Origin of the sequence: uncultured Shewanella sp., from assembly GCF_947501665.1 — a bacterium.
Taxonomy (GTDB): Bacteria; Pseudomonadota; Gammaproteobacteria; order Enterobacterales; family Shewanellaceae; genus Shewanella.
The window spans coordinates 37,371-64,326 of record NZ_CANMWS010000022.1; the positions used below are offsets into that span (position 1 = coordinate 37,371).

At 40.3% G+C, this 26,956-nt stretch carries 27 protein-coding genes and 1 tRNA gene; 11 read left to right on the plus strand and 17 right to left on the minus strand.

Annotation, left to right across the window (positions count from 1 at the left end):
- Positions 1–8: 8 nt before the first annotated feature.
- Positions 9–1,460, minus strand: a complete 1,452-nt coding sequence (locus Q0976_RS16905) for a PLP-dependent aminotransferase family protein (RefSeq protein ID WP_366525081.1) — start codon at positions 1,458–1,460, stop codon at positions 9–11.
- A gap of 135 nt (positions 1,461–1,595) precedes the next feature.
- On the opposite strand from Q0976_RS16905, the gene Q0976_RS16910 reads away from it, so the two are divergent.
- Both Q0976_RS16910 and Q0976_RS16915 read left to right on the plus strand, forming a co-directional pair.
- Positions 1,596–2,108 carry a GNAT family N-acetyltransferase gene (locus tag Q0976_RS16910; protein WP_299495046.1) on the plus strand — a complete coding sequence of 171 codons (513 nt, stop codon included), beginning with the start codon at positions 1,596–1,598 and terminating at the stop codon, positions 2,106–2,108.
- A gap of 4 nt (positions 2,109–2,112) precedes the next feature.
- The gene (locus Q0976_RS16915; RefSeq protein ID WP_299495047.1) at positions 2,113–2,460 is read left to right on the plus strand and encodes a GNAT family protein; all 348 of its coding nucleotides are present in this window, start codon (positions 2,113–2,115) and stop codon (positions 2,458–2,460) included.
- A 3-nt stretch (positions 2,461–2,463) separates the two neighbouring features.
- Here the strand turns inward: Q0976_RS16915 and Q0976_RS16920 are convergent, their stop codons facing one another.
- The 3 genes from Q0976_RS16920 to Q0976_RS16930 form a co-directional block, all read right to left on the minus strand.
- The gene (locus tag Q0976_RS16920) at positions 2,464–2,913 is read right to left on the minus strand and encodes a cellulase family glycosylhydrolase (protein ID WP_299495048.1); all 450 of its coding nucleotides are present in this window, start codon (positions 2,911–2,913) and stop codon (positions 2,464–2,466) included.
- Positions 2,862–3,224, minus strand: coding sequence for a cellulase family glycosylhydrolase (locus Q0976_RS16925; RefSeq protein ID WP_299495049.1), 363 nt, complete (start codon positions 3,222–3,224; stop codon positions 2,862–2,864). The genes Q0976_RS16920 and Q0976_RS16925 overlap by 52 nt, the downstream gene beginning before the upstream one ends.
- A gap of 274 nt (positions 3,225–3,498) precedes the next feature.
- On the minus strand, positions 3,499–5,178 hold the full coding sequence (locus Q0976_RS16930) for a carbohydrate porin (RefSeq protein ID WP_299495050.1): 1,680 nt from the start codon (positions 5,176–5,178) through the stop codon (positions 3,499–3,501).
- Positions 5,179–6,183: 1,005 nt separating this feature from the next.
- Here Q0976_RS16930 and Q0976_RS16935 point away from each other — a divergent pair.
- Positions 6,184–6,966, plus strand: a complete 783-nt coding sequence (locus tag Q0976_RS16935; RefSeq protein WP_299495051.1) for a hypothetical protein — start codon at positions 6,184–6,186, stop codon at positions 6,964–6,966.
- Positions 6,967–7,003: 37 nt separating this feature from the next.
- Positions 7,004–7,402, plus strand: coding sequence for a CesT family type III secretion system chaperone (locus Q0976_RS16940; RefSeq protein WP_299495052.1), 399 nt, complete (start codon positions 7,004–7,006; stop codon positions 7,400–7,402).
- Between the two features lie 677 nt (positions 7,403–8,079).
- On the opposite strand, the gene Q0976_RS16945 is transcribed toward Q0976_RS16940, so the two are convergent.
- Positions 8,080–8,155, minus strand: a tRNA-Arg gene (locus Q0976_RS16945).
- 91 nt (positions 8,156–8,246) lie between these two features.
- Positions 8,247–9,149: a flagella assembly protein FlgT middle domain-containing protein gene (locus tag Q0976_RS16950; RefSeq protein ID WP_299495053.1), complete on the minus strand. Its 903-nt coding sequence runs from the start codon at positions 9,147–9,149 to the stop codon at positions 8,247–8,249.
- A gap of 266 nt (positions 9,150–9,415) precedes the next feature.
- Here Q0976_RS16950 and Q0976_RS16955 point away from each other — a divergent pair, with 266 nt between their 5' ends.
- A complete protein-coding gene (locus tag Q0976_RS16955; protein ID WP_299495054.1) occupies positions 9,416–10,213 on the plus strand; it encodes a FlgO family outer membrane protein in 798 nt (265 codons plus the stop codon).
- A 98-nt stretch (positions 10,214–10,311) separates the two neighbouring features.
- On the opposite strand, the gene Q0976_RS16960 is transcribed toward Q0976_RS16955, so the two are convergent.
- The 3 genes from Q0976_RS16960 to flgA all read right to left on the minus strand — a co-directional run bounded on the left by Q0976_RS16960 (position 10,312) and on the right by flgA (position 11,883).
- Complete coding sequence (locus Q0976_RS16960; protein ID WP_299495055.1) at positions 10,312–10,737, minus strand: flagella synthesis protein FlgN; 426 nt, start codon at positions 10,735–10,737, stop codon at positions 10,312–10,314.
- Positions 10,738–10,753: 16 nt separating this feature from the next.
- Positions 10,754–11,077 (minus strand): flagellar biosynthesis anti-sigma factor FlgM, encoded by a 324-nt coding sequence (flgM, locus tag Q0976_RS16965; protein WP_299495056.1) that lies wholly within the window; start codon positions 11,075–11,077, stop codon positions 10,754–10,756.
- Between the two features lie 98 nt (positions 11,078–11,175).
- Positions 11,176–11,883: a flagellar basal body P-ring formation chaperone FlgA gene (gene flgA, locus Q0976_RS16970; RefSeq protein ID WP_299495057.1), complete on the minus strand. Its 708-nt coding sequence runs from the start codon at positions 11,881–11,883 to the stop codon at positions 11,176–11,178.
- 233 nt (positions 11,884–12,116) lie between these two features.
- Between flgA and Q0976_RS16975 the strand changes: the two genes are divergently transcribed.
- Together Q0976_RS16975 and Q0976_RS16980 are read left to right on the plus strand one after the other, a co-directional pair.
- Positions 12,117–13,037: a chemotaxis protein CheV gene (locus tag Q0976_RS16975; RefSeq protein WP_299495058.1), complete on the plus strand. Its 921-nt coding sequence runs from the start codon at positions 12,117–12,119 to the stop codon at positions 13,035–13,037.
- A 177-nt stretch (positions 13,038–13,214) separates the two neighbouring features.
- The gene (locus tag Q0976_RS16980) at positions 13,215–14,108 is read left to right on the plus strand and encodes a protein-glutamate O-methyltransferase CheR (RefSeq protein ID WP_299495113.1); all 894 of its coding nucleotides are present in this window, start codon (positions 13,215–13,217) and stop codon (positions 14,106–14,108) included.
- 238 nt (positions 14,109–14,346) lie between these two features.
- Here Q0976_RS16980 and Q0976_RS16985 read toward each other — a convergent pair whose 3' ends face one another.
- From Q0976_RS16985 to Q0976_RS16995, 3 genes are all read right to left on the minus strand, one after another.
- A complete protein-coding gene (locus Q0976_RS16985; RefSeq protein ID WP_299495059.1) occupies positions 14,347–14,907 on the minus strand; it encodes a hypothetical protein in 561 nt (186 codons plus the stop codon).
- Between the two features lie 289 nt (positions 14,908–15,196).
- Positions 15,197–15,436 carry a hypothetical protein gene (locus Q0976_RS16990; RefSeq protein WP_299495060.1) on the minus strand — a complete coding sequence of 80 codons (240 nt, stop codon included), beginning with the start codon at positions 15,434–15,436 and terminating at the stop codon, positions 15,197–15,199.
- A 133-nt stretch (positions 15,437–15,569) separates the two neighbouring features.
- Positions 15,570–16,331, minus strand: coding sequence for an SDR family oxidoreductase (locus tag Q0976_RS16995; protein ID WP_299495061.1), 762 nt, complete (start codon positions 16,329–16,331; stop codon positions 15,570–15,572).
- Positions 16,332–16,504: 173 nt separating this feature from the next.
- Here Q0976_RS16995 and Q0976_RS17000 point away from each other — a divergent pair, with 173 nt between their 5' ends.
- Positions 16,505–17,341: an SDR family oxidoreductase gene (locus tag Q0976_RS17000; protein ID WP_299495062.1), complete on the plus strand. Its 837-nt coding sequence runs from the start codon at positions 16,505–16,507 to the stop codon at positions 17,339–17,341.
- On the opposite strand, the gene Q0976_RS17005 is transcribed toward Q0976_RS17000, so the two are convergent.
- From Q0976_RS17005 to Q0976_RS17020, 4 genes are all read right to left on the minus strand, one after another.
- Complete coding sequence (locus tag Q0976_RS17005; protein ID WP_299495063.1) at positions 17,319–17,516, minus strand: hypothetical protein; 198 nt, start codon at positions 17,514–17,516, stop codon at positions 17,319–17,321. The genes Q0976_RS17000 and Q0976_RS17005 overlap by 23 nt on opposite strands.
- 202 nt (positions 17,517–17,718) lie before the next feature.
- Entirely contained in the window at positions 17,719–18,663 is a 945-nt protein-coding gene (locus tag Q0976_RS17010) for a peptidoglycan binding protein CsiV (protein WP_299495064.1), read from the minus strand.
- A 2-nt stretch (positions 18,664–18,665) separates the two neighbouring features.
- Positions 18,666–22,139, minus strand: coding sequence for a transcription-repair coupling factor (gene mfd / locus Q0976_RS17015; RefSeq protein ID WP_299495065.1), 3,474 nt, complete (start codon positions 22,137–22,139; stop codon positions 18,666–18,668).
- Between the two features lie 125 nt (positions 22,140–22,264).
- Positions 22,265–22,939, minus strand: a complete 675-nt coding sequence (locus Q0976_RS17020) for a hypothetical protein (RefSeq protein ID WP_299495066.1) — start codon at positions 22,937–22,939, stop codon at positions 22,265–22,267.
- Positions 22,940–23,032: 93 nt separating this feature from the next.
- On the opposite strand from Q0976_RS17020, the gene Q0976_RS17025 reads away from it, so the two are divergent.
- The 3 genes from Q0976_RS17025 (at position 23,033) to lolE (ending at position 26,344) form a co-directional block, all read left to right on the plus strand.
- On the plus strand, positions 23,033–24,265 hold the full coding sequence (locus tag Q0976_RS17025) for a lipoprotein-releasing ABC transporter permease subunit (RefSeq protein ID WP_299495067.1): 1,233 nt from the start codon (positions 23,033–23,035) through the stop codon (positions 24,263–24,265).
- Positions 24,266–24,362: 97 nt separating this feature from the next.
- Positions 24,363–25,091: a lipoprotein-releasing ABC transporter ATP-binding protein LolD gene (gene lolD, locus Q0976_RS17030; protein WP_299495068.1), complete on the plus strand. Its 729-nt coding sequence runs from the start codon at positions 24,363–24,365 to the stop codon at positions 25,089–25,091.
- A complete protein-coding gene (gene lolE / locus Q0976_RS17035; RefSeq protein ID WP_299495069.1) occupies positions 25,088–26,344 on the plus strand; it encodes a lipoprotein-releasing ABC transporter permease subunit LolE in 1,257 nt (418 codons plus the stop codon). The genes lolD and lolE overlap by 4 nt, the downstream gene beginning before the upstream one ends.
- 88 nt (positions 26,345–26,432) lie before the next feature.
- On the opposite strand, the gene Q0976_RS17040 is transcribed toward lolE, so the two are convergent.
- Positions 26,433–26,759, minus strand: coding sequence for a hypothetical protein (locus Q0976_RS17040; protein ID WP_299495070.1), 327 nt, complete (start codon positions 26,757–26,759; stop codon positions 26,433–26,435).
- Positions 26,760–26,956 lie beyond the last annotated feature (197 nt).

The window sequence follows — 26,956 nt, forward strand, 5'->3', positions numbered from 1 at the left end:
ATCAAATATCATGTTTGATGGGATTGAACGTAAGCTAAAATCAGCTCGCCAAGACGTTTGATACCTGTCGCCATTTGTTCATTCCAAGGCAGTGCAAAGGTTATTCTAAAATATTGAGAATAATCTTGATTGAAGGAAAACATGTCCCCAGGCGCAATAGAAAGCTGAGCTGAAATGGCTTTTTCCCATAACACCTCGCTGCTCAAATGATCGGGTAACTTTATCCATATGCAGGGACCGCCTTCTACTTGGCTATAATAAAAATCATCGCTTTTTATCTGACTAAAAGCAGGTAAGAGTAAATTTAAGGCAGTCGTATAACTTGTTTTTAAACCTGTATGCAATTGACGCATTAATTGGCCATATTGCTTTGTTTGCATCAATTCAATCATCATATATTGCAAGTTGATATTGGGTTCTTCAGTGATTACCTGTTTTGAAAATAAACAAGCCTCTAAGGTATTGGTGCAAATTAAGTAACCTAAGCTAATCGAGGGTGAAATCGTATCATAAAAATCACTCATTGTTATCACGCGGCATGGGGAGCTTGATTTAACTAGGCTGGCGATACTACAAGGTCTGCTAGTGCCAAAGTGAAGTTCACCTCTATCGTACTCGATAATCGTCACGTTATGGTTTTCAGCCCATTGAATTAAGGCTTGTTTATTTTTATTGGTCAAGACTCGCCCAGTAGGATCGGCAAAATTTGGATTGATTAAATATGTCTTAAAAGGTTGTAATTGATGTGCTTTAGAGAGTAGTTCAAGCTCCTCTTGATAATTACCTTGGATGGGAACTTCAATGATATTCGCATTTAATTGTTTTAAAATAGAGTGAAAGTAAAAAGAGGTAGGGGATTCTACTGCAATTGTGCCATTTAAGGATTGAGTGGCGATTAAGGCGATAAGTAAGCAATCTTTACGGCCATTGGTGATGAGTATTTGCTCTGGAGCAAATTGTTGCTGTGATTGAGATAAGTGACGGGTAATTTCATGCCTAAGTGCATACAAGCCTTCAACGGGGTCTTGCATTAGTAATTTATAGGGTCGATTTTTTAAGGCTTTTTTTTGTAGCCGATTGAGTAGCAGTTCATTGTCAATAACACTGCTGGGAGCTGTGCAAGACAAAGGTAAAATATTAGGATCGTTAAAGGAAAACTGTACCGCTTTGTCTAGGCTGAGATCCGTTTGAATATAGTGTATTGCTTTGCCGTAATTAGGCTGGGCAGTACATTTTTTGCTAATAACAAAATAACCAACCTTAGGTTGTGCTTCAATCCATCCCAGTCTTTCGAGTTCATAATAGGCTTGCACAACGGTTGATACGCCAACACCTTGTTCTTTTGCTAATGAGCGAACCGAATGATGCTTGCCGGTTAGCTGTTTTTTTTCAATTTTTTCAATAATATCATCAATAATATTGCGGTATTTAAAGTCAGGTATTGGTTTTTCCTTGATAATAAGCTAAAGAAGACTGCATCGAACAGTGCCTCAATCTGTATTGGGTTTTATTGTGCTGAACTGTATCTGTTTTGCTTTGTTAATTCTATATAAGATAAAACCCAATACAGAAAACGTGAATAGAGACGTCTAAAAATGACAATAATCACTCAAACGACCAGATTAATCATTCGAGAGTTTACCCTTGATGATGTGCAAGCAGTCTATGATTTTAATGCCCCGAAAGAGGTGAATTTATACACAGGTGATGCGGGCATGTGTGAAAGCTTAGAGGATGCCAAAAATATTATCACTAATATTTGGCTGAAAGAGTATCAAACCATTGGTTTTGGTCGCTGGGCCGTGGTACTCAAAGAAACGGGAAAAGTCATTGGCTTTTGTGGGTTTAAAAATGAAACACGGATTAATGAAGTTGATATTGGCTATCGGCTGCACCCTGATTTTTGGGGAAAAGGGTTAGCCACTGAAGCCAATAAAGCGTGTATTGAATACGCTAAAGCGCATATGACGCTTGACTATGTGGTTGGGGATGTTGTTGCAGACAATACCGCCTCTATTAATATTTTGCGTAAGTTAGGTATGCACTTTATTGAAATTTATCAGGAGAATGATTGGTTATTACATCGTTATGGGATGAATTTGAAGTAGGAAAGTGTCACTTGAGTACCTTGGTGGTTGTGGGGTGAATCATTTTGAGCATGATAGATATGTGGCTGTCATTGGTTACGAGCTATGCCAAGGGGCATGGGGTAAGGGGATTGCCAGTGAAGCGTTAAAGGAAGTGATTGATTTTCTATTATCAAAAACGTGTCTGCACCGAGTAAATCGTATTGAGGCTTATGTAATGCAAGGAAATAGGGCGTCAGAAGCAGTGTTGAATAAACTGGGGTTTTTCAAAGAAGGTGTGCTTAGGCAGCACAGTTATTGGAAAGGCAATTACCATGACTTATCACTGTATGCCTTATTGAGGGGAGATTGGTTTAATGGAAGTGGGGAATGACGTTTAATGGTTATCATCCCAGACTTGTTTGCCTAATGGGGTGAGGTTGGTTAGCTGCTGGCAATCATTGATATCAACGCCGTGACCTTTTGGGCTGATAGTGAGATTATTATTATCATCGGCGCTCCAGATCCAAACAAAACGACCAATGCCCAATTTATTGACCGATTGGAACATGGCTTTTGTTGCTTTGCTGGTTGAGATAGATGCATTTTCTGCCCCGTATTCCGTGACGATTAAGGCTTTGTTTGTGTCAAGAACTGTGCCTTGAAAATGAAATAATTTATCTTGGCTATTATGATTCCATTGTTCATAAATATGCTGGCTGAAAATCAAATTATTTAAAGGATCCACATTTGAGTCCAGTAGTGATTGTCCTAGGGATAAAATGGCACTGCTTTTTACTGGTACTTTGGCACTGGACCAGTCACAGGCACTTGGCCCCAGCACCATCCTTGGATCAGAATAGGATTGATATTGCCTGTTTCTCGAATCGTTTGAATGAGAGTTTTATTTAAATTTAACCAATGTTGAGCTTCTTTTTTGGGCGATGCGGTTAAACTGCCAGAGGTTTCAGGTTCATTTGTGGTTTCGAACCATACATAAGGGTTATCCCTATAGCGTTTCGCAAAGTATGCGTATTGCTTTTGTAATCTATCTAACTTGTTTGGCCAGTAACTGACAATAGCGTCAACATTTTCGTTACGTCCTGCGAAGATATTGACCCCTTTTGCTATGAAGGGCTCACCTAGTGCGGGTTTCAAAACTCGCTACACTGCGTTAGTGACTTTAGATATACGACCTCAAGGATGGGGAAGGTAGGGCGACGTTTGAACCCAGGCCGAGAATAACTATTAGCTTCAAGTCCCCGCCTTGTCTATCGTATTTTTGACTTGTCGCTGAATGACCGCCTATTTAATCAAATTGGTATTAAAGCGTAAAAACAAGCTAAGTAAAGTAATAGTGCGATCCGTAAATATGTTTTTATCATAGGGTGAGTTTTTCATATTATCATGGGTATATATTTTGAAATGTAGCTTACCACGAGGTAGTAATTTGTACCCCAGCATTAAAGCCCGATGTGTCATTTGAATAGGCATTTCCACCTACGTTATCGACTTCATAGTCTTTAGACCAAGCGGCAAAGGTGATATAGCTGCGAAGTTGAGTATTTAGGCCTAATTGCATGAAAGGATCAATGGTCAATTTTGTTAGCACCCCGTCTCTTGTTGACGTTCTGAGTTGATCTGAGCTGACATAATCCACACCAAGTTCAAATTGTAAGCCAAAGATATCATCAAACATATAAGTGGGTCTCATCCCAAATGAATACCAATTACGAATGCTGCCATAAGTGGGATCCACATTACCGTTTCTATCATGTTGAAAGATCCCCACTGTAATTAAGGTCCATTTTGGCGTAAAGGGTATTGTGAAAAAATCTAATATTCGAACGCTATGGGCTTTATTTAAATCGTAAATGCTTGGGTTTACATTTTCACCTGATAATGTGAGTTGATCGGTTCCGGCTTTAAAGTTTGAGCTAGTACCGATACCATACATGGCTGCGAATGTATTTTCCCCTCCAAAAAAATGGTCGTTAAAATTAAAAAAACCCACCCCAAAACCTGATGCTGCTTTAGTTTGGTAAGAATAGGTATCGCCATTGATGGAATTATAAGAAGTAGCGGTACCGCCACGATCGTAAGAAGCATTTAACCAGATCATACTGTGTGTATTGCCCATTGGAATATCATGAATTTGAATATCAAGATTATTTTTGGACAAAATGCCATTATTGCTGCCTAAGTAATCCGATGTCGAATCGGCTGGAATATCTGGCCCGCCAATAAAGGCGATATTGAGCTTAGCGGCGGTACCTAGTGCGATATTTTCAGCTCCAGCGCCAACACCACTCATGTCGAGAAAATAAAAGTCATTCAGTAGGGATTCATCAAGCCGATAAAAACGTTGGCCTCCCCATACCGTTGCGTCAGGGTTTGATGTAAACATATTGGCGCCAGAAACAAAAGATTCAGCGATATAAACATGATTAACATCGCTTCGATAAGGCGCTGCGGAAGGAGGAGAATATAAATAAGCTAAACGGACTTGTGCTTCCCAGTAGGGGTCAATCGGCTCGTCTAATATCGTGCTGTTATAGCCTAAAATTAACTCGCCGTAAGTTTCTGCCTCATTGCCTAAGCGGTATTTTGTGGGGGCGTCAGGGTTTTGAAATGCTGTCATGGTATTACTGAGCTTATTAATGCCGTAACCGGATCGAAAGTATCCGCCATAAATAAAGTGTTCAACCGAGGTTAATTTATCGGCATAAGCGGAAGACTGGTTTGCTTCCTGAGTCATATTTTCATCATATTCTTGAATGTTTGAGTTTGCATGTTGTGGCTTGTTATGATCAGTAAAGCGTTTACTGTCTTGATGATCTTTTGCTAAGGTGTTTACGGGGTTGACTTGCTGCCCTTGCTCTGTTTCCAGTAAGGCACTTTTTTCTAGTGCACTAAGTTGTTCGGCTATTTTGGCCATTTGTTGCTGGTATTCTTGCTGCATCGATACCATTTCGGCTTTTAATTGCTGTAATTGCTCTTGGGTCGTTAAAGGCTGTGTATCTTGGGCGAAGATCGTTGTGGAAAAGAGAGTCATAGTTAAAAAAAAGAGCAGTATAACGATAGGTAAAGCTACAAAATCCCTGTTTGTCATTATTGATCCTTACTAGATAAGGGGAAAGCAAGATGGCTAACGACTCACACATATGCATATGGCCATGATACAAAGACTTTTGTGTATTTTTGTGTTGGATGTTTATTTGGATGTTTATAAGATTAGTGAATAACTAATGGAACGGCAATTTTTTACAGGAATGATTATTCTTTAGTCTATTTTTTGGGTAAAACAGTTAACTTATGCATTTTCTGATAGAGAAGGTAAGTTTCATGTAGATAGAATAAAGTTAATGAGTAACGATTAAAATGTGACATAGAAAAATACATGAATTTAAATTTTAAATCAGAGCAATTAGGCCAGTTAAATTTGGGTCATATCAATAAAATTACTCAAGCATATAGTAAGGGGGCAGATGTTGTAGTGTAATTTGGAGAAGGCTTATGGGCTAAAGAGTATAAAGTTGTTTCTCAAGACGAGCAGTTATGTTTAAAGCGAATAGGCCTTATTGCCAATATTAAAGATTTTTTGGGGTTAACGCATCACGGGGCAGTTAAAATGTCAGCTCAAATGCAAAGCCAATCAATAGAGACACAGCATTAAAGAGTAATTGACAGCCAAGCATTACAAGAGAAGCTCGCAATTAACGCACCGAGTAGAAAAGCCACCAGTGTACTTTGCCAGTACAAACACCTTTTTTCAAAGTTCCTTGTTTCCAACCCATGGTTTTTTGGTGGCCGGTAGAACAGGGAATGAGGCACAGATTAAACCGCTGGATAGCTAGCAGTTTATTGAATGCACTTATGCTAAATATAAGGCTCATCCTAAAGTAGATGCTATTTTACAAAGGAAAATAACAGCGTTTGTCGATAGTAAAGGGCGTGAGGCATCTGAGAGTGAGCGAATGAGCCTAAGAGAAACCGCGCTTAAAGAATATAATAATGAGCGCTTTGAAGTGGCAAAAAAAGCAGAGCAACATTATTAAAAGCAGGTGTATCTCATACCGATGGTACAGGTAAAGTCTTTCAGCTATCTTCAGATATCATGTTGTCAAAAATAAAGGTTAATAAAGCCTTTATCGAAGCGGTGATGAAAAACAAGGGGATCCCTGAGCAAACTAAAGCAGCGATTAAGCAATTGAAAGGTTCAGAATATCAATATGTAGAATATTTTATTTTGGATGTGATTAAGCAAGAAAAAAAATTAAACCCTAATGAGAACATTGATGTCAATGTAACATTAAGAGCTTTTCAAAAAAATGCCCCTGAGGTTATTCATTATAAAAAATTGGTTTCAATCTATCGCAAATCGATGGGAATGAAAATGAACTTTAGCACACCATTTTCAAGTTCTGGTGTGATGGTACGTGACGAGAAGCTGTTCAATTTACATAAAGTGATTAAGTCTAAATTGGATATATCGATCACAAGTTTACAAGACATCATAAGAGAGCAGCGTATTTCCCAAGAGTTTAAGTATGAGAAACTGGGTATTGGTAAAGCCACTGAGCAATTTCGAAAAAGGCCACAAGATTTAACTATGGGGCAGTTGGCACCGTTAATACAAAATGATGTGCAATATGCTCGCTTTCCAAGAGGAAAGTATGAATCAAATTGTAATAAAACGGCGGCATCATTATACCAATTGGCTAAAAATAGAGAAATAGCGACTAAAGAAATGGAACAAAGAAAGCAGCAAGATACATTTAAACAAGGTGAAATTATCGTCCCTCGGGCAGATTATCAGAAAGTTAAGACGCCGACTATTTTTTCTATAGGGAGTGGAGATAAAGAGAGAATGGCGCTTTGGCAAGGGGTGAAAGCGTGATAATGGTTTTTGTTTTGCTACATGAGGTATTGCGACTATGCAAGCGTTAATCCATGCACTTCATGCGTTAGGCATGGATGAATTTAGACTTGATGAAACCCAGAGTTATCATTGTATATTTGCCGTTTCTGGTGAAGAGTTGATGTTAACATTAAATGTAGAGGAACAAAGTCACACAGTGTTTTTGTCCGTTACCACCAGTGCATCAATGAAGCATGAGTGTGATAAGGCGTTTTTTATGGCATTTTCTCGTCAAGCCATGGAGCCTTTTCGTGGTGGAGTGGGCGTCGGCGTGTTCCCTGAAAGCGAAGAGATCAGCGTTTATAATGCATTTTCATATATTGAAAATGACAGTGATGAAATATTGGCACTTATTTCAAATGTGGTAGAAAAAGCCTATGAGTGGCAAATGCGGCTTATTGAACCTGCCAGTTAAGCATTGATTTAAGAAGGTGATAAACAGTTATTGATTATTAAGTTGATTCGAGAGCTGAGTTAATGTGACACCAGCTTGCTTCTCGTTTTCAAGCAATCCATTGCTTTTAAACCTCCTGTAAACATGGTTGTGACCGTCAGTGACAAGGATGTCACGGCCGACGCTATAGGGCCAAAAATGTTCCCGACATTTTAAGGCATCTACCACTATCCATGTAGTTCAGACACTTGCGCCGTGTCACAAACGAGTTTGCACATAGCCTGCGGCAGCTAATCGATAACAACGACGTTATAACTGACAATCAGCTAATTAAATACTTGGAGGCTATGTTGGTAGAGTTGGTAGATTTTATGACGTACAACTTCATAACCATTCCCTGCTATCCGTCCAGGATGGAAGTACTTTACAATGAAACCCCTATCTAACAGTCAGCTTGATATTCTGATTTTGCGCCCGCAAGGCTGCAATGATATTGCGCGATTATTGGATTTAAGTCCACTATAGGCAACGGAATATCAATAAGGCTGAATAGAATAACAGATCGAGTGTTTGGACTGGTGAGATAAGAAAGATAAATAGAAAGAGTACTTCAATTAAAGAGGCAAACCTGACAGTAAAAAATGAGATGTTAACATTGTCATTTATCGATAAACGGCACTTATCGATAAGAGAACAACTGGTCTCCCCACAGGGACTCGAACCCCGATCGATCGCTTAGGAGGCGACTGCTCTATCCTGTTGAGCTATAGGGAGACGCCAATGATTATACTGATTTTTTTTGCGATGAAAAGGCTTTAAATTTAACTGCTTGAATATTAGACGTTCAAGATTATTTTTGCAGCCTTTATTTGATAATAAGATCGTTTATTTGAATGTTGCGCATTGCATCTTGTGGGGATAAATGGGCACGAGCATTATTTTCGCTAACTTGATCAATATCGATTTGTATTGAAGTGTCAACGGCGGTGATCCGGGCAATATTAATGCGGTCCTGAAGTGGGTTTTGTACTGCCAGGCGAAAACGATCACCGACTTTAACCCCACTACGCCTTCCTAAGTTAATGAGTATTTGATTGCCATAACGAGCAATAATTTGTCCAATAACAGGACGGCATTGCAAAGTGACATCAAGATCTTGGCTAATTTGAGATAATAGTATGTCAATATTTTGGCCATAGTCACTCTGCCAAAAGTCTTGACTTGCCGAGTCGACATGAGTGGTTAGGCTAAACTCCCATTCTGCGGAACTGTCATAGCGTTTTTGCCAAATGAGTTGTCCGCTCACGCCATGATATAGACGTAGATTAAGAACAAATTGCCGCTCAGGGGAGGTTTCCCATAAGCCAAAAATATAACGCTCTTTTTCTGTGGCCATATTTTCAATACTGGGGATCAGTAAATATTGGCTATTAGTGATTTTGTTTAACCAATCAGGAATACGAGTACTCTGAGTCGGGGAAAGCGAGGGGGAAAAATCCAGACGCTCATTTGAGAATGCCAGCACAAAGGCACTTTGTAGGTTACGATTCAGAACTTGGGTTAACCGATTTGAAAAATGCTGCTCAAAATGCCCTAATTGTCCGTAGCGCAGCTGACTTCTGTCTTGCATTTGAGCTTGTGGTAATAAAATGCTGGCTTTGATATGAGAGGCACACTGTGTAGAGGAGGGCTGCTGCGCTAAGCCATGAGTGTGATATATCAAACTCAATAGGCCAGTAATAATGAATGGGATGCGCTTAATGTTCAAGTAGCTACCTCTATATTTTGGGGATCTTTGAGTCTGTTTTATTGCCAAGGTTTTTGGTGCAAGACGCAAGTCTGCTTATTCTTTAATAGAGTAAGCAATATACATGCCGTACTGATGGACAAGATGTCAGGATGAACATAACGAAGCATTAAAGTAATCAAGATTTAAGCCGATATCACTATAGCAGGGTTATATCCCGTGGCAGACGATTTTTCAGACAGGAGTATGAACTCTTGTATTTATTTTATGAATGTGGATTTATTTTCATGCTGAAATTTTTTTATTCAGGCAAACAAGGTTGGCTGCGCCAATGTAAACAACTATTGTGTATAGCTATTTACGGAATATCAATAATATTAGTAGGCTGTAGTGCCAATGAGGGAGAGGCTTTTACCGAAAAAGGCTCAGTTAATATGGGGAATTCACAGCAAATGAAGGCAGTGAAAGGCACTCAACAAACGCTCACTGGCTTTCAAGCGTTAGCTTATGTGTCGTCGAGAATATTGGATGATTTAGTACAGTTTAATCAAGGTTTATTCGAGACACAACTCATTGTGGTAACCACACCTGTTTTTTTAAATGAATTGACTCAAACTAATCCTTTAGGCTTAGCATTACAAGACAGTTTAATGACGGGGTTGCAGCAAAGACAGTTTACAGTGATTGATGCGAATATGAGTCATAACATTCAAATTACGCCAACGGGAGATTTTATGTTGAGCCGTGATTGGAAACAATTACCTGCTTCTTTGATGGTGGATCATGCCTTAGTGTCGACAATGAGCGTAACATCTGAGGGAGTGATTTTGAATGTACGATTATTGAATATTGACAGTCGAAGATTAGTGTCTTCGGCGCAAGCCTTTTTCAGTGATAATGAACTGGCAGGTTGGATGCCATTTGAATTTGGTTTGTCACAGCAAGAAGCCACTAAAAAAGTACAAAAGCAACCAACATTGACATCAGGAACAACGTCCGCTACTAGCCCAGTTCAGGGGGATGTAGCACATGATATTGAGCTTCATTCAACACGTGTAATCGAGAGAGATATTGAGTTTTTTTGATGTCGCTAACAGCCTGCGTATTGCATTGAAGCGTTAATGACTCAATGAGAGGATAAATAGCTGAAGAGGGAAGTTATCAAGGCATGTATTAGATAAGGTTAGACTTTAATGTTATTACCTAAAGAAGATGCTGTGGATGTTTTCCCTTTCTCATTATAGGTTAAACTTGCAGCGTTACGGCTAACTTGTAATGCTTGAGAGAAACGATTGAGGCTCGCTTGATTAAAAGCAACAATACTGGCATTTTCACTATTAAGTTGTTGGCATTGTGTCAATAATGCTTGAGTGTGCTGCAATTGTTTCTCTAAACTTGGCTCGTTGAGCAATAAAGCGATATTGGGATGGCGAGCCATCATTTTATCATGATGTTTAATTTTCGCCAATAAGGCTGCTTTTTCGTTACAAAGGCTCAGTAATAGGTCCGCTTTTTTATGAATGACAGCTTCTTTTTCTTGAGTCAATAGCGTTTGAAGTTGAACTAACATGTCTTGTTGCAAGTGAAGCTGTGAGTGTAAGTCTTCCATCTCAATATCTCTTCAATTATATGTCATTCAATTTTTGTGCAAACTCACTTTCTAAATTGGCAATGTTATTCGCCAATTTTTCAGGGTCAACTTTATAATGCCCTTCACTGATGGCGAGTTTGATGGCTGCAACTTTTTCCATATCCATTTCTGGTAATTGAGCAAGGCTCGATTGAGCCCCTTGAACTTGCTGTGCTTGTGGAGTGATAGAAACTGAGTCACTGGACACCGTTCGTGGGTGTTGGGCTAATGTTTGTGCCTTAGGATCTGTGTTTTGAGGGCCAGATAATGGCGACAGAGTATTGCTGTTGCTCAGGGTGGACTTAATATCAATTGCCATTTTTTATTCCAAGTCAATAAAGGAGCTATCACGATACTGAGGTTATCGGCCCGCTAGAATATAGCTTTAGGGCTATTTTACATTTTATCATTGATTGATCAAAGCCTGACTTGGACTTGACCGACACCAGTGACGACAGCATTAAATGTTTTCTGTGTGTGAGCATTACTTATTTGGATATTATCACCGATATTTCCTTCATTTAGGGCTTGTCCTTGAGTTTTAATGCTGAGGTTGGCAGTGCGCGCAATAATAGTGACAATATCACCTTCACAGATGAGGCAGAAGTGGTTATCAAATAGTGGCGTATTGGCTGGAATACGGCGTTTGACTTTAGCGCCAATGACTGCGGAGAGTTCATTTTGTTGTTTCCCACGTAATTGACTTTTCTCAAGATAGGCAATGCCCACATCGGTATTTTCAATAATATGATCTGCGCCTAATAAGCGCTGACTGATAATGACGGGAAATAACACATCCACTCTAACACTCAAGAAAAGTTGCCATGGGTAATCAAGCTCCGGGCTATCACAGGTGATCTTAACGGTATTATTACGTTTTATCTGTCTATTGCTCGCAAGTTTTGCCTTGATAGGACCTAAACAAGAGGGAATATATTGAGCAGAATGAAGCTTTTGTGGGGTGATCTTCACTTTTGCCTCATCAGGTACAACAATTTTTTTCTTGATTGCCGCTATAGCTATGTTAGATAGCGCCGATATAGTAGGTATGCTAGCGATATCCTCTGCAATAGCGAATTTTGGTAGTAATAGAAAAAGAAGATAGATACAATATTTAACTTTCATAATCAATGCATTAGTTATATTTTAAGTCAGTATTTGAACGCGCCATTATTTTGACGAACTAAAAAGACATGTTTATGGTTTGCAATAATAATGGTATTTAAGCAATTAATATGCCTTTTCATATGTGTCATGTAGGGGTTTATGATAGTTTTCCATGCACTTGTTTGCATGATGAGGCTTAAACTTAGCGATGTTAAGTTGAGCATAGGTTCATAAGAATAAGGTTTACTTCAATGTCACGTATTCTTGACTCTGTAAATAAACGCACCCAATTAGTGGGGCAAAATCGATTAGAGTTGTTGTTGTTTAAACTAAATGGTAGGCAAAGGTTTGGCATCAACGTTTTTAAAGTAAAAGAAGTACTACAGTGCCCCAAATTAACCAGCTTACCTAAATTAAACAATAATATTCGTGGCGTGGCACATATTCGTGGCGTGACGATTTCTGTGATTGATTTAAGTGCTGCGACGGGCGGCCGCCCAATTGAAGATACCACTGGATGCTTCATCATTATCTCAGAGTACAATCGTAGCGTTCAAGGTTTCTTGGTACGTTCTGTTGAGCGGATCATTAATATGAATTGGGAAAGTATTATGCCTCCGCCTCAAGGGACAGGGCGTTATTCTTATCTGACAGCCGTAACAGAAATAGAAAGTGAATTGGTTGAAATTTTAGATGTTGAAAAAATTCTCGATGAAGTGTCTCCAGCTAATACCAATATTAGTAAAGAACTGGATGAGCAACTGACCATCGACAGAGATAGACATTATCATATTATGGTGATTGATGATTCTTCTGTTGCCCGTAAGCAAATTATTAGAGCTTTATCGGCATTAGATTTACAAATCGATACCGCAAAAGATGGAAAAGAAGCGCTGAATAAACTCAAAGCCATAGCAGTTGATATGGATAATGTTGCGAATGAAATCCCATTGATTATCTCTGATATTGAAATGCCTGAAATGGATGGGTATACCTTGACAGCAGAAATTCGAGACGATCCCAAATTGAAGGATATTAAGGTCGTTTTGCATACTTCATTAAGTGGTGTGTTTAATCAGGCGATGGTACAAAAAGTTGGCGCAAATGACTTTATTGCTAAGTTTAACCCTGATGAGTTAGCCGGAGCGGTGAATAAGCATCTCAGTTTTTAGTCTCCGTTTTGAAATAAAAGACAGACATGCGGGCTAAATATTCATGTTCTGTCTTTATATTTGTATTCAATAATATAATCATGTATTGACTTGTATTTTTTAGCGCTCTGGGGTATAAATCTGCGCGATTGTTATTCATTTTTAAATTTTGTTCCCCCTTTGCTATAAATGTAGGATATAAAGTTGCCAAATAAATCACTCGAACACCTTGAGTATAACCAGTTTAGACTTTTTTTAGAGCAACATAGTGGCATTGTATTAGGGGAAAATAAGCAATATCTCGTGAAAAGTCGATTGGCGCCATTAATGGGGAAGTATAACCTACCGTCTTTATCTGATGTTGTTAGGCACTCAATGAAACCTGCTGCCAGACAATTACGCATCGAAGTGATTGATGCTATGACGACAAATGAAACCTTGTGGTTTAGAGATGGCTATCCATTTACGTTATTACAAGAGCAATTACTACCTCAGTATACTCGTCTGGGGCGTCCGCTAAAAATATGGTCTGCGGCCTGCTCTTCTGGTCAAGAACCTTATTCTTTGGCTATGTCTGTTATTGAATATCAGCAAAAAACATTGAATGGATTATCGTTTAATTGTGATATTTTGGCGACGGATCTCTCTCCGACTATGTTGGAGCGATCTAAGTTGGGTATGTATGACAGTTTAGCATTGGGAAGAGGATTATCAGAGAATCGAAAAAGGGTATTTTTTGAGCCAGTCACTGAGAAAGCTGAACGGGCTATGGCTGGAGCCAATGGTTTTCATTCTCGCGCCCTGAGCGGGCAAATGATCATTAAAGATCATGTTAAACGTATGGTTAATTTCAGGCCTCATAATTTACTGGATAACTATAGTCTATTGGGGAAATTTGATATTATTTTCTGTCGCAATGTGCTGATTTACTTTTCTCCAGAGTCAAAACAAAAAATATTACGGCAATTTGCAGCGGCATTGAACCCCAAAGGTATTTTGTTTTTAGGGGCTTCAGAGTCAATCTCTGGGTTAAGTGAAGAGTTTAATATGGTGCGTTGCCACCCTGGAATTTATTATCAAAAGCGGTTTTAGGTTGCCTGATTGATGCATGGGATCTGCTCATAGTGGACTGTGAAGCGCATGTTGTGTTGGTTGTTCAGGGGTAGATGGATAGGTTGCCGTTAAAGTGCATTTTGTTATTCATTTGATCTATCAGTTAGCGTTCAGAAGAATCATACTAATAAAATTAAGTTAGTATTAGAGCAGGCTAGAGAGTAAAAAAGGAAAAGCTGGCACTTTTCCTGTCGTGATTTTGAAGATAGCATCAATATTATGTTAACTCGGCAATCCGCTCTTCTTTTTCTGCTTTTGAAATGAGATCCATTTCATACTGCTTTTCAACTTTACGAATGTCGATGAAGTTATCGACTCGCTTTTTAGCCTTGAGCAGTTTTTCAGTATGTTCAGCTTTAGAAATAACATCCATCTTTAACGCTTTATCCAGCTTTGCTTGCTCTTCGTCAAATTCATTTTGAAAAGCGGCCTTTTCTTGCATGATAAGCTGATCTTTTAGGTTTTTCTCAATTTCAATGGCTTCATTTTCAAGTTGGGATTTTTTATCGAGTTTCGGAGCAATTTGCATTAATGTGTCTTGTACACCAAATTCAAAAGCTTGTCCTGTCTTAGCAACATGGTCAATGTATTTTTTACCAATTGCTTTATAAGCAAACTCTAAATCTCCATCAATAGAGGCTATCTCACCTTTAATGGCAACTAATTTGCTATTTTCTTTTGAAGACGTTAATACATTACCGGCCAGCTTTGATGTGGTTGCACTGACGCCATCACCTAAGTTATTGACTTGTGCTTTCATTTTGTTCAAAAAACTCATCTTTCATTTCCTTATAGAGATTAAGTACCATGGAGAAAGCCAAAGCTGTGCTTATCATTACTCGATCCATGAGATTTTATGGGTGTTACTGAAGCCATAAAAAGCGACAGATTTCAGATCATACTGAATAACAAGTTTGAAAAATGAAGTAAATAGGTGAGAAGTCCATAACGAGATGAACTTGAGTCGAACACTGAATTCCCTTTCACTTATATTGATTCAATTATGCTATCTGTTGATACCAACACCCTGAATATGGATGCATCTTAATACAATTGTAAATAAACATCTAGGGTTTTTGTCTGCTTTGTATATGTTGGATGCATTCTTCTTCAATGAGATGAATGAGGGCTTGGGTTTGTTGTGTTGCTATATTGAGTGCTATCCAACCATCTGTGCCTAATATGTCGAGATGTTTAATGTGCAGTGCAGGCGAATTGCTGGTAGGGAGAGCAGATTGAACGATATGTCCTGTTAGTCTAAAAATGCCATTAGGAGTATGTATTCGTGTGATATTAAACCTTGGCATGAGAAATCCTTTTGTATCGTTTTTATTGGTGAATTTTAATTGGTTAGTTTGACTGGTATCTATTAATTGAACCTAGAATGAATGGGTTAGCGATTAGATTGTCTATAGTATCGGTCAGGCTTTGGATAAGCAACTAAACATGCTGTCCGCCATTGATATGGATCTCTGCTCCATTAACGTAACTTGATGAGCTGGTACACAGAAAATAAATGGTTTTAGCCACTTCTTCAGTCGTGCCGAGCCGTCTCAGTGGAATAGAGCCCAGCAGTTTCTCCGTACCGGGCGAGAGAATAGAGGTATCTATTTCGCCTGGGGCAATGGCGTTTACGCGAATGCCATGGGGACCAAAATCTGCCGCCATTTCTCGAGTGAGAGAGGCAAGTGCAGCTTTGGAGCTGGCATAGGCCGCGCCTGCAAAAGGGTGTACTCGACTGCCTGCGATAGAGGTGACGTTAACAATTGCCCCCTGAGTCAGTTTCAATTCGTCAAAGAGGCCTCGAGCTAAAAGAATAGGGGCAAAGAAATTGACTTGGAACACTTCTTGCCAAAGAGATAAGTCTGTATTGAGCGTATTTAAACGTTCACCTTGTGTATTTTTAGGGCTGATCCCAGCATTGTTAATCAGTGCTTCTAGTTGACCATTTTTTTCACTTAGGCGTTTTTTTATCTCAAGGATAGCTTTGGTAATATTGTCAGGCACACTTAAGTCAACTTGAATATGATCTTCGGGCCCTGATGGCCAAGGGCATTGACTTGAAAAAGCATGTCTTGAACAAGTGATCACTCGATAACCTTCAGAGGAAAACTGTTTGACCGTTGCATGGCCTATGCCTCTACTGGCACCTGTTAGTACAACTGTTTTTTTAGGCGCTTGAAGATCAGAGTTGATGTGCATATTCTGTGTGTCGAGGTGATCATGTGGGTGAATTTGATACTAGTCATAAATGAGAGCGATGTCGATGATTTTAATGTTTTCCCTTGTTGATGGCCTATCTCTTTGTCGTGATGGTATGCATAATTTGAAAAAATGAACAGAATAGACCAAAGTTATTGCAAAAATGAATGTGGATGTTCCATTTTATGTTTATTAATAATCGTTATATTTTGATCACAGGCGCTGCAAGTGGTATAGGTTTAGGGCTCGTGCAGTACTGTTTACAGCATGGGGTGAGGCAGCTTATTTTGCTTGATTGCGATGAGGAGGCTATTCATCGTTTAAAGGCAGCTTATGCTGCTAAAAAGAATGTACAGGTGATAACCATCGATATTGGTGATGATAATGCGGTTAAGGCATTGTCAAATATGCTGGCTTTATCATTACCATGTATTGATATGGTGATAAACTGTGCCGGCGTATCTGGGCCTTTCGGCCCTGTATGGGAAGTCCCAAAAGAGCAAGTGGATTGGACCTTGACGGTAAACCTTATTGGTACTGTCAATGTTGCGCGTCATTTTATACCGTTACTTCACACATCTAAGCATCCTAATCCCTGCTTTGTGAGTGTGTCTTCCCATTTAGGTTTAGTGACGCAGGGGCATTTATTCAGTTACCAGATCACGAAACATGCCATTGTGGCTTTTACTGAAGCGCTTCAACAAGACTGTCAAGGATTGGAGCCGTCAATTCAGTTCGCTATTTTTTTTCCTTACTTTGTTAAATCTAACCTAGCTAATTCAGGTCGGCATTTAATCAACAATCAAAAAAAGATACATGTTAGTTCAGATTCTAGAGATTTTTTTCATGGGATTGAGAAAGAAACCGAGCTGGGGATAGAAGCTATAGATGCGGCAAAGATATTATGTGATGGATTAGCAGCAAATGCTGTCTATATCTTTACTAATAAGCAGACATTACAAGACTTTAATCAAAGAATTGAGCATATTAAGGATAATGCGTATTGTTAATATGATTGCTTAATGGTTTGTGAGTCGTCAATGAGTCCATTAACGATAAAGCAAGCTCAGCCATAGGGAACATGATTAATGAGGTGGTAATGCTCTGTTTGTACTCGCTTACCCTATCAATATCTTGAGGTAAGCGAGCATTAATTTTTTGTCTCCCGTTGATAAGGTACTGCATTGCATTGCATTGCATTGGATCATTTTACGGATCTAATAACCCGTCGATAAGGTACTGCATTGGATTATTTTACGGATCCAATAACCCGCCGAGAATGAACAGCCTATCTAATTTCCCGCCGATAAGGTACAGCATTGCATTGGATTATTTTACAGATCTAATAACCCGCCGATAAGGTATTGCATTGCATCATTTTACAGATCTAATAACCGGTCGATAATGTACTGGGCTGCGTCATTTTACGTATTTGAATGATCATGCCCATTTTCGGGTGATCAAAGTAATGGATCTCTCCACTGCGCACGCGGCGATTTTGTTTAAGCGGGATGGCATATAAAAACGGCGTTGACTCAGTTTCAGTCATACTATTATTGAGGTTATAACCGCTATCAGTGGTACTTAAATCATCTTTAGTGATCAAGACTTGTTTAGTGCCTTCTTCTCTTAAGTTGAGCGCGGCTTCAATATACAGATAATGATTCAGATAGATATTTAAGGTACCGTCGAGCTGCCAAACGGGGCCTTTTTGCGAGCCCGAATAGACGCCTTGCATAAAATCAAAATTAGGAATGTCGTCACTGTTTTGATTGACGCTAACAGCTTGCCCATCATAATCATAGGCACCTTCAAAATCATGACCGGCATAGAGATGTAACGGCTTGGCTTGATTTCTGGGCTTCATCGCTTGTTGCCACGTCATGTGTAATAAGCTGGTGGTGCCAGGTTGTCTGGCTATTTTTTTGATGATATCGCTAAACTGGCTCTGACTTTTGGCCAGTAAGACGGGGCTGTTACCGGTATAAGCGGTAGCAGGTTGAGAGGCTGCGATTTCAACAGGTAAGTTTTCAGGTGTATTGTTGTTTGAGCTGGTGGTTAATTGGGCATTGCATTCATCACTATTGGTGGCCCAATCTTTTGAAGTACAGCTGGTCAGGCCGTTGCGGACGGAGCTGATGTCTGTGCTTGTCACGGGGGCGATTAAATCAACAGCATTGTTGAGCTTGGGCGGTGTGACTTGAGTGGGCCACTGCTCAACACTGTTACTATTATGCTGATACACATAAATTTCAACTTCAAACCAACGTTCATCTTCTGCGTGAACACTCACCGATAATAAGCTAAGTAAAATAAGACTAAGTCGTAGCACGTTTATTCTCCAAGACGATGTTGGGATAACTGCTCTAAGAGCAATTTGAGCAATGCCAGTCTGTCTTGATAAGACTCTGACGGCAGATTGAATTTTAACTTAACTGGGCCATCCATTCGATAAATTTGTGGTTGCTGTTGTAATAAACCAATAATAAAGCCGGGATCGATACTGTGATTATCACTAAACTCAAGGCTACCGCCTTTGGCATGCATCTCAATTTTCTTGATCCCAAACTCAGTGGCTTGGTGTTTATAAAAACTCAGTGCTAACAGGTTTTTGGTGGGTTCGGGTAACAATCCAAAGCGATCGATGAGTTCGACTTGTAATTCATCTAAGGCTTTTTTACTGGTGCAGTTGGCGATGCGTTTATATAAAGATAAGCGAATATTGACGTCAGCCACATAATCATCGGGTAATAAAGCGGGGATCCTAAGCTCTATTTCACTTTGATGTTTTAGCATATGTTCCAGAGAGGGTTCTTTGCCTTGTTTTAATGATTTGACCGCGTCTTCTAACATTTCCATGTATAAGCTAAAGCCTATTTTAGAAATATGACCACTTTGCTCGTCCCCTAATAATTCACCGGCCCCTCGAATTTCTAGATCTTGAGTGGCAAGCATAAAACCTGCCCCTAAGTCTTCTAATGCACTGATGGCCTCGAGTCGTTTGCGTGCATCTTTGGTTAACCGTTTGGTGTGCGGGGTTAATAAATAGGCGTATGCTTGGTGGTGAGAGCGTCCAACTCGCCCCCTAAGTTGATGTAATTGGGCTAAACCAAACTTATCGGCCCGTTCCATGACGATGGTATTGGCTGAAGGCACATCAATCCCTGTTTCAATAATGGTGGTGCACACCAGCACATTAAAGCGTTGGTGGTAAAAATCAGACATGACTTTTTCTAAATCCCGCTCACGCATTTGCCCGTGTGCAGTGACCACGCGAGCCTCAGGTAATAAATCTGCAATCTCTGCGGCTCTTTGCTCGATGGTCTCAACACTATTATGTAAAAAATAAACTTGCCCACCCCGTAAAATCTCCCTTAATAGGGCTTCACGTATGGTAGCGTCATCATATTCACGAATAAAGGTTTTAACAGCCAGTCTTTTTGCGGGGGGAGTCGCAATAATCGATAAATCACGCATGCCCGACATGGCCATGTTTAAGGTACGGGGGATAGGTGTTGCGGTCAGGGTAAGAATATCGACATTGGCGCGAAGGGCTTTGATTTTCTCTTTTTGCCTGACGCCAAAGCGGTGCTCTTCATCGATGATCAATAACCCTAGATTTTCAAATTTGGCATCAGATTGCAGTAATTTATGAGTACCTATCACCACATCGACTTTGCCAGCCTCAAGATCGAGCATAACGTTTTGTTGTTCTTTAGCGGTTTTAAAACGTGACAGTACTTCTACTTTGATGGGCCAATCGGCAAATCGGTCACTGAAGTTTTCAAAATGTTGCTGGGCCAATAAGGTGGTTGGGACTAAAATAGCGACTTGCTTTGAATCATTGATGGCGACAAAGGCTGCCCGCATCGCCACTTCTGTTTTGCCAAAGCCAACATCACCGCACACAAGTCTGTCCATGGCGATGGGAGAGCACATATCATTAAGCACTTCTTTAATGGCGGTTTCTTGATCGACGGTTTCTTCAAAAGGAAAGCTACTGGCAAATTGCGCATATTCTTGCGCTTCCAGTTTACACGCATCACCAGGCCTTGCTTGGCGTCTGGCATACACGTCCAGCAGTTCAGCCGCAACATCACGAATTTTCTCAATGGCTTTACGTTTGGCTTTAGTCCAGCTTTCATTACCCAATTTGTTAAGGGTGGCGTCTTCATCGGGCCCGACGCTGTAACGACTGATCAAATGCAAAGAGGCAACGGGCACATAGAGCTTATCACCGCCAGCATATTCAAGGACTAAATATTCAGCCACAAGGCCGCCTGTGTCTAAGGTTTCTAATCCTTGATAATGGGCAACACCGTGATCAAGGTGCACGATAGGTTGGCCGACCTTTAATTCAGCGAGGTTTTTAACTAATGCATCTGAGCTGATCTGTTTTTGTTTTTCGCGGCGCCTGTGCTGAGAAATTCGGTGTCCAAAGAGCTCTGTTTCACAAATTAAGCTAAAGTCATTGCCTGAAGGTGGGCTGATAATACAGCCTTGAGACAGGGGGGACACCATCAATGCCACGGGGGCAGGGTTGGCCAAATAATCATCGAAATGATCAAATAGTACAGGTTTGAGATTAATTTTACTTAAGAGTTCTAAAATGGCTTGGCGTCGCCCTTCTGACTCCGCACTGAATAACAAATGTACTTGAGTCGCCGCGTAGTCCTGCAATGCCGTTAATGGTTGTTTGAGTTTATGATTAGCAGTCAGTTCAGGTAACGGAGCGGTTTTCGCACTGATATGTGCGCTGGTAATGTCACCTGTTTTTATTTGTAATTGAGGCATTTGTTTAAATGCCGCAAAGACTTGTTCGGTGAGTAAGTATAAGTCTTTTGGTGGCAGCAAAGGCCTCAGTGGGTCAACTCGCCTTTCTTCATAGCGGGTGTGGACTTCTTTTAAGTGATTATTGGCTGCTAAGGTTAAATCGCCAAGTGAGACAAGTTGTGTTTGGCTGGGTAAATAATCAAATAAACTGGCGGTGTCATCAAAAAAGAGCGGCAGGTAATTTTCGATGCCCGCAGGCAGGGTGTGTTTACTGACCATTTGGTAGACAGAGCCGGGCTCTTTGACCAGTACTTCAAATTGACGACGATAACGTTGTCTAAAGCCTTCTATGGCTTTGTTGTCAGTGGGGAACTCTTTGGCAGGCAATAAACGAATACTGGCTATTTCATCGCTTGAGCGCTGGGTTTCTGGGTCAAAATGACGAATAGACTCGACGTCATCATCAAACAGCTCAATACGAAAAGGCTTATTGGATCCCATGGGAAATATGTCAACAATAGCGCCTCTGACAGCAAATTCGCCATGTTCGTACACTTGCTCGACTAAGTGGTATCCCGTATTAACTAACTGTTGCCTCATCTCACTAAGATGGTAAGTGTCCCCTTTTTTTAAGATCAGGACATTGCCGCTTAAAAAATCTTGTGGGGGCAAACGCACCATTAAGGTGGCCATCGGCACGATGACTAATCCTTGTTTGGCTTGCAATAGTTGTGACAAGGTGGCGAGACGTTGGGAGACCAAATCCCTATGGGGTGAGAAGGCATCATAGGGTAAGGTTTCTCTATCGGGAAATAACCAAATAGGAAGGTTTTTTTCTTTTAATAAATAAGCAAGCTCAGCTTCAAGTGCGATTGCGCTGGGGGTGTCATGGGTAACGACAAGCGTGAGTCCAGAATATTGCTGAGCAATATTGGCAAGGGTGATGGCTTGTGCAGCGCCCGCTGACGTTCTCAAGGTTTGTATTTGAGACGCAGTTTTAACGCCGGGTGGAGTTAATATTGAAAATGCATTCATGAAGTCGAGATAAACCAGTCAATTGACAACAAATTGGGTGGCCATAGTATACCCAAATGGTTGGAATATACTATAGCTAACCTGAAGCTTAGCTTGCCTGAGATGGAGAAAGCCGAATATTAGCCTTACAGCCCCAATTTACGTAATTTCAGTTGTTTTTGTTGGATATTTAAACTGGCTTTGACCAATTGTTCAATATCGCTGTCTTGTATCATGTTGAAGCTAAATTCGGTAAGGTATGAGCTTGTGGGGTCATCGCTTAATGAAGTCTCTTCATTTAAGGCTTCTTTATTTAATGCTTGTTTGCTGAAAGTTTGAGTGTCAATATCGCTTGTTCCGTCGACCAGAGTGGTCTGTTCGACTGAGTGGGAGTGAAGGACTTTGGCGAAACACATAATCGAAATCAGCTCTTCTTTTATATAAAGGGTGGCTTTAAATTGTGCTGTTTTAGAGAAAGGTGAACGGCTTAATATTTGGAACCCACTGCCGCCAAAACGAATGCCTTCAAAAGCGTCTCCAGAGTGTGGTGCTTGCGCAAGCACATGTTGTAATACCAAGTCTATTTTACGTGATTGTAATTTTAAGTAATCAATAATGGTCTTACTTTCATCATCTAAATGACGCAATTGAAGTAAGCAATCGGCTTCGAGTGCTTTGACATCACTCAGCAGTTGCATACCTGTGGGCAGCAAATGATGCAACTGAGCTTCCGTTGGAAGGGGGCGCTCTGCGGGCCATGTTTCAAGGAAAACCTCAAAAGCATGAGTGACACTAAAATAAGGGGTTGAGTCTGTGAACAAGGCATTGCCTCTTGTTTTTATATCTATTCCCTCTATTATTGTTCCTATCCCTATGATTTAGCAAGGCTGTACGATAAAAGTACAACATTGTCCATGAATTTAAAATTACCTTTATACATAGGCTTTCGATACTGGAAAGCAAGAAAAACCAATAGCTTTGCTTCTTTTATTACTGTTTTTTCCGTTTCTGGGATTTTACTCGGTGTCGCGGCGCTCATTGTTGTGAGTTCGGTCATGAGTGGGTTAGAAGGTCAATTAAAACAGCGTATTTTAGGTGCTGTGCCACAGTTAACCGTTCATGCGAATGCACCTTTAACGGATTGGAAAGCGCAAATAGAAAAGCTGACACATTTACCCGGCGTGATTGGGGCGACACCAAGCGTGTCGACTCAAGCGATGGTGCAATCAGCAAATAATATCCGTGCGGTTCAGGTTTATGGCGTTTATCCGCAATACGAAGATCCATTATTAAGTGCAGCAAAGCATACTTTTTCGGGTAATTTTGATGCATTAAAGCCTAAACAATATCACGTTATTTTAGGTGGTGAATTGGCTCGACTGTTAGATGTATCAACTGGGGATAAGGTGCGCTTATTAAGCGGTGATGGTGTGGTTTATTCGCCTTTGGGGCCTATGCCCAGCCAACGAAAATTTACGTTGGCTGGGATCTTTGAAATGGGATCTCAAGTCGATGCGAGTGTAGCATATGTGAATTATGAAGACGCGCAACGTTTAATGCGGCAGACTCCAGGAGAAGTGAAGCAGTTAAGGTTATATTTAACCGATCCTTTCAGTGCGGCTCAGTTAGCGCCTCAAGTGAAAGCTTTATTTGCTGATGAAGGCATTACAGTGACAACCACTGATTGGCGCCACACTTACGGGGATTTATTTAGCGCTGTTAAAATGGAGAAAAATATGATGTCGCTGATGCTCTGTTTGATCATTGCAGTGGCAGCGTTCAATATTGTGTCGGCATTGGTCATGATGGTGGTCGATAAAACCACCGATGTGGCTGTACTGAAAACCCAAGGATTGCCCACGAGCCATATTATGGGCGTGTTCGTTATTCAAGGGTCTTTAAATGCGATAATAGGTTTGATTGGTGGGTTAGCTATTGGTGCGATATTAACGACTTACCTCAATGAGATCACACAGGTTTTAGGCTTATCTATTTTGGGGGCTGGACAACGTTTACCTGTGTTGTTACAGACGAGCCAACTGATGAGTATAGGACTTGGCACGTTAGCAATTAGTGTGATTGCGACGATTTATCCAGCGATGAAAGCGGCCAGAGTCGAACCTGCGAGCGCATTAAGGTATGAGTAATGGAACGCAAAGATGTGAGCGTTACTTTGACATTGAATCATTAAGCTATCTGAATAATTATGTTATCACTAATCAGTGATAAGAAATGAGTCTAAAGATGAAGCCAGAAATTTTATTAGAAGTCAGTCAAGTGAGTAAGGTGTATACCGAAGGCCGTCTTGAGACAAAAGTATTGCATCAAGTGGATCTGCAAGTTTTTAAAGGTGAGCAGTTGGCCATTGTGGGCAGTTCGGGATCAGGAAAAAGTACTTTATTACATATTATGGGGACCCTCGATAGTCCAAGTGAAGGACAAGTGTTATTAGAGGGAGAAAATATTTATGCGTTATCGAACAAACGTCAAGCCATATTGAGGAATAAAGACTTAGGGTTTATTTATCAATTTCATCATCTTTTACCAGAATTTTCAGCCCTTGAAAATGTCGCAATGCCAGGATTCATTGATGGCCGAAATCGCCAACAAGTTTTGCTTGAAGCGAAGGCGTTACTTTCTCGAGTGGGACTTGAACATCGACTTAATCATACCCCCGCAGAGATGTCTGGCGGAGAGCGTCAACGGGTTGCGATTGCTCGTGCACTTATTAACCAACCTAAATTAGTCTTGGCTGATGAACCGACGGGAAATTTGGATGCGAAAAGTGGAGAAGATGTTTACGGGTTGATCAAAGAGTTAGCATTGCAATTGGGGACAGCCTTTGTTGTGGTCACTCACGACCTTCAATTAGCAGCAAGAATGGATAGGCAATTACATATGAAGGATGGCCATTTAAGCCAACCAAAGGTTACTGAAATAAAAGCGCATACTCAAATAGGTAATAATACATGAATAGAGGATTAGCGCTATGGGTGGGGTTACGATTTTATCTTGCTAGGCAATCTAATCGTTTTATTAGTTTCATTTCGTTTGCATCTACCGCAGGTATTGCGTTGGGGGTGGCGGTACTGATTATTGTGTTATCTGCGATGAATGGGTTTGAGCGTGAATTAGAACAACGCCTGCTTGCGGTTGTGCCTCACGGAGAACTTTCTGGAGTGAATAGCGGGATCAGTGATTGGCAAGAGATTGTCAAAGAAGCAACGAAAATTCCAGGTATCGTGGCAGCGGCGCCCTTGATACAAATTCAAGGGTTAGTGCAAAAGCCCAAAGGTTTCCAAGGTGTGTCAGTAATTGGTATTGAGCCTCAATTAGAGTCTAAGGTGTCCAGTATTAGTCAGTTTATGTCAGCAAAGAGCTGGCAGAGCTTAAGTCAGTCTGACAGTAATAATATTGTACTTGGAAAAGGGTTGGCAAAAGCTTTAGATCTCAAAGTGGGTCAGTCTTTGAGCCTTTATACGCCTGAATTAGGCACAAAATCGCCTAATGGGGAGATCCGTCAAGCCAAGAGTCATCGTTTTGTGGTGTCTGGGATTTTTTCCATTGGGGGAGAGCTAGATTTAACCACCGCTTATATTCCTATGGCATATGCTAGCCAGTTATTAGGTTTGGGCTCAGAAGTGACAGGCGTCCGCATTAAAGTGGATAAAGTGTTTGATGCGCCTCGTTTAATAAGAGAGTTGGGTTACAGTCAACAACAATATTTATATATTAATGATTGGACTCGAACCCAAGGTAATTTATATTCCGATATACAGATGGTTAGAATGATCATGTATTTAGTGCTTGCGCTAGTGATTGCCGTTGCCTGCTTTAATATTGTTTCAACATTGGTGATGGCGGTGCGAGATAAACAATCTGAAATTGCGATTTTATTGACCATGGGAATGAAACGAAGCAGTGTTATGGGCATTTTTGTCGTACAAGGTGCACTTAATGGTTTGTTAGGCTGTGTAATCGGGGCGATATCGGGGTGTTTAATTGCACTGAATTTAAGCAGTATCGCTAAGAGCATTGAAAGTGTACTGGGTATACAGTTATTATCTGCCGATGTTTATTTTATCGATTTCCTCCCCTCAAAACTACTCGGTTCTGATGTAGTCATTGTTATTTCTTTAGCGTTTATCATGAGCCTTATTGCGACACTTTATCCTGCTTTTAAAGCGAGTAAAACAGAGCCAGCCCGTGCATTAGCCGGATGGTAATGATGTGTAAAGTGGTCTCTCTTAAGGGGGAAATAAGCCTGAACTCGGGAGAGTAATTGCCAATGAGCTTGACTCGAGTTTAGGTTAATTAAGCATTAAAAGAGCTTGATTGATTAATGCTTTTTGCGATGTGAGATTGAGACTCTTGAACCGAGCCCATCCATGCTGACTGATCATTTAGTGAGAATGACGTAAAATAGGCAATTCTAGCGCCAATAATCACAGCAAGATAAAGAGAGATAAATAAAGTGACGAATAAAAGCACTGGAGTGATGATATTTTTCCATGACGTTTTTAGCTTTGGCTTGTGGAAAAAAAGTTTGGCTTTTCTTCTCGATTTATAAAGCGAAGATCCAGATATCGACGTTGGTTGATAATTTATTTTCTTTGCTGAATATATTTTACTTTTGATCATAATATTGAATCCAGTTAACGCTATTGCGGCTTGTGAAGATTGCGCCTTCAAAGCTGAATATATCCTGAATATTGCTTTCTACGGTACTGTCGATTGTAATTTTTTATGAATGAGTATTTATACTAACCGTCTTTTTATATGAAATAACAATGGACTAATTTAATCATAAATTTTAATTAATCCATTGTTATTTTTTC